General features: G+C 47.8%; 2 protein-coding genes. Both read left to right on the top strand.

From position 1 onward, the window contains the following. Positions 1-207 precede the first annotated feature (207 nt). Entirely contained in the window at positions 208-843 is a 636-nt protein-coding gene (locus IV91_RS0111245) for a hypothetical protein (RefSeq protein WP_150112467.1), read from the top strand. Between the two features lie 11 nt (positions 844-854). Continuing rightward, entirely contained in the window at positions 855-3,275 is a 2,421-nt protein-coding gene (locus tag IV91_RS0111240) for a DUF262 domain-containing protein (protein WP_051862609.1), read from the top strand. Positions 3,276-3,443: the final 168 nt, after the last annotated feature.

Genomic DNA, 3,443 nt, shown 5'->3' with positions numbered 1-3,443 from the left:
GTTTCTCGGATTGCCGGACTTCAAAGTGTGCCATGTTCGTTTGGGTGAAGAAAGAATATGACTAATTATCTCATTAATTCAAACGGTTGTATATGTTTTTAAGGGCTTCGAACACGGATTCAGGAAGTTCTTAAGCGAAGAATTCTGGTAAAGCTAATACCGGACCTTGCCGACAAGGTTGAGAACCATGAGGAGTTGGAGTCCGGCTTGGGTGATGTTCTAGGCAGTCTCGAATATGACGAAACTCCATCGGCTCGGATTAAGTCGTTCCTGCTTCTTTTTAATATCGCCAGCATCATCTCAAATGATAAGTCGATTGTTCGTTTTCGATTCGACTACTTCAAAAATGAGCAGTGGGATATTGAACATATCCGTTCGGTTGCTTCAGGGCGCCCCAAAGCGAACATTGAGAAGCGACCATGGTTGGAGACTGTCCGCGACTACCTTGCTGAGACCGGCAGCGAGACTGGATTGCGAGAACGTGTCAAGGAAATGCTCGAACTTAAAACCTACACCACAGGAGAGTCGTTTGATCTCCTCTATGACGCTATTCTTGGGCATTTCAAAGAATATGAAAGCACCGAAGCCGAAAATGGCATGGGCAATCTTGCACTTCTCGATAGTGGGACCAATCGTGGCTACAAGAATGCTGTCTTCCCTATCAAGCGGAGACGCCTTTTGCAGTATGACCAGGAAGGGACATTCGTGCCGCTGTGTACGAGAAACGCCTTTTTAAAATGCTATAGCCAAAAGGTCGAAAACATGTTCTTCTGGGGCGCCAGAGACCAAGATGATTATCGGCGGGCGATGGTTACAACGCTGGCTAATTTCTTCGCGCACTAAAGGATACTGAAATGCCCGACACCAGTTTGACCATAGGTAAACAGGCTTCCTTTTGCGAGCTGTTTAAGGATTTTCAACGTATCCAGATTCCGATCATCCAGCGCGATTATGCCCAGGGCCGTCTTGGGCAAGAGGAACTTCGGAAGGATTTTCTTACTGCACTAAAGACTGCTTTAGACGCGGAAGATGGAGACCCCATTCAACCCCTCGACCTGGACTTTGTCTATGGGAGCGCTTTTGGAGGGGATGGTGCAAATGGTGGTATCAGTTTTGCCCCGTTGGATGGGCAACAGCGCCTAACTACCCTTTTTCTGCTCCACTGGTATCTTGCATGGAAAGACGGAGAGTCCAATGATTTTCAGGAGCGATTTGTCGATGCGCAGAGGTCTCGATTTTCTTATGAGGTGCGCCCGAGCAGTCATGATTTCTTTAATAGCCTCGCGCTCAATTTTCCTGTTGAGTATGCAGTTGAGATCAGATCGCTTCAAGCGCTGATTCAGGACAAGTCATGGTTTTTTAGGTCGTGGACTCGTGATCCCACTATCGTGTCCTCCCTGACGATGCTAGAAGAAATTCATAAGATATTTTTGCAAACGGATCATTACTACCAGCGACTGGTTGATCCTCAGCACCGCCGAATTACCTTCCAATTACTAGAACTTAAGAGCTTCGGGCTTTCAGACGATCTCTACATTAAGATGAATGCGCGCGGTAAGCCTTTGACGCCATTCGAGACATTTAAAGCAAGACTTGAGCAACACTTGGATGAGCTATTGCCCAATGAAACCATTGAGTTGCACGGAAAAGATGTTTCGATCAAGGAATATTTCAGCCATAGCATGGATACTAAGTGGGCGAACCTGTTCTGGGCACACCGGAATCAGAGCACCCACCTCTATGACGATGAGGTGATGCGACTGATCCAAGCATTGGCACTGGTTTGCGTTGACCCAGAGGATGACGGGGCCGCGAAGAGCATTAGCACCTTGAGATTATTGAAATCGAATGTTTCATACTCCCGATACTTTGACGGAGGGTTTCTCAACAAGAAGATGTTAGATACGCTCATAGTCGTTCTCGATTATTGGAGCGGAATTGATCCTGCTGACTGGATCCAAAGCGATGCCCCGGTGTTTGATAGTCGGGTCGCATTTGAGGGCGCTACTAGTCGAGACCTCTCTTATCCAGACCTGTCAAAATTTGCCGCATTCTGCGCATATGTTCATACCTTCGGCACGTCTCTGAATCCAGAAAATCTTAAGGACTGGCTGCGTGTGGTCAGCAACCTTGTCGAAAATTCGGATATTGAACGCCCTACTGATTTTGTCGAAGTCCTTAAGTCCATCGGCCAATTAGAGAACCATGCCGACGATATTCTTGACTACCTTGCAAATGGCTTGGAGGTGACGGCCTTTAATCGCCAACAGGTACGCGAGGAACGTATCAAGGCTGCTCTATTGCTGAAAGGCATTGATTGGAGAAATCTCATTGTTGCAGCAGAAGAACACGGCTATTTTAACGGGCAAATCGAGTTTTTATTGAAGTTTTCAGGCATTCTTGATCATTGGCTGCTGGACAACTCAATCGTTTGGTCTGACGCAGAGGATGTGAAAGCTCGAGATCGGTTCGCTGGCTATTGGAAGAAGGCAAGAGCAATCTTTGATTCAGGTGGGCTCCGTTCGTTTCCTGACCACAAGTGCGAGCGGGCGCTCCTCTCACTCGGTGACTACATGGCAAGTCACGGGCGGAATAGAAGCTTTCTCCAAAATAAATCAGGGAGCGGTGAGCGTCGACCGACCTGGAAGCTCTTGCTACGTGGGCATATCTTGGATGTTACCCAAGAGACTAAGCGCGTCCTCGTCAAGGACTTGTTCGACAAAATTGATCTTGAAGAAGGCGTTGAGGCGTCGCTTGATGAGGTTATTCGCACTGCCTCACCGAAGGAGCCGTGGATGCGCATGCTCGTGGAAGATCAGCGAATGATTCTCTATTGTGGCCAGATGATGTTCCGCCCGATAGAGGGCGGGGCGGTGTACTTGATTAGCAAACTACGAACAAGCTCGGAACACGTAGAGCTTTGGAGTTATTACCTGTACCACACGCTGCTTACGAAGATGAGTGATGCCGGGACTTTGAGTCCATTCACCTTGGATTACATATCTGCTAATACTGAAGACTACGTTCCGTTCGCCCAATTGAAGTGGCGAGGGGAGTCTGTGGAAGTTCTGATTGATTTTGCTGATGAACGATTCCGTATAATGGTTAGCGGAAACGAATCCGAGCCCAAGTTATTCCTGATTCAGGAACTAGCTAAGTTGGTCGTACTCGAAAATGAAAATGGTTCAATTTTTCTCAAAGCTTCCGCTGATGAAATAGAGGTTGTAATTAACAAAGTCGTAGGAATTGCGCGCAGTTACAAGGGTGCCATTTAAGGAATAACGGCTGTGTTTCAAGATCGCCACAGATTGCGCAGGAGTACGCGGTAAGCCAGCGGCGTTGTATTCAGGGAGGATTGACCCCGGCATACTCCGATCATCAAGGATAGATGATCGGGAGGGGGTTACGAATGGCTGTGCTGGGTGAAACGATACAGATCGGAG

The organism is Ferrovum myxofaciens, assembly GCF_000735045.1.
GTDB lineage: Bacteria > Pseudomonadota > Gammaproteobacteria > Burkholderiales > Ferrovaceae > Ferrovum > Ferrovum myxofaciens.
Note: the sequence above shows the minus strand (reverse complement) of the source record. Positions and strands in the feature narration are given on the sequence as shown.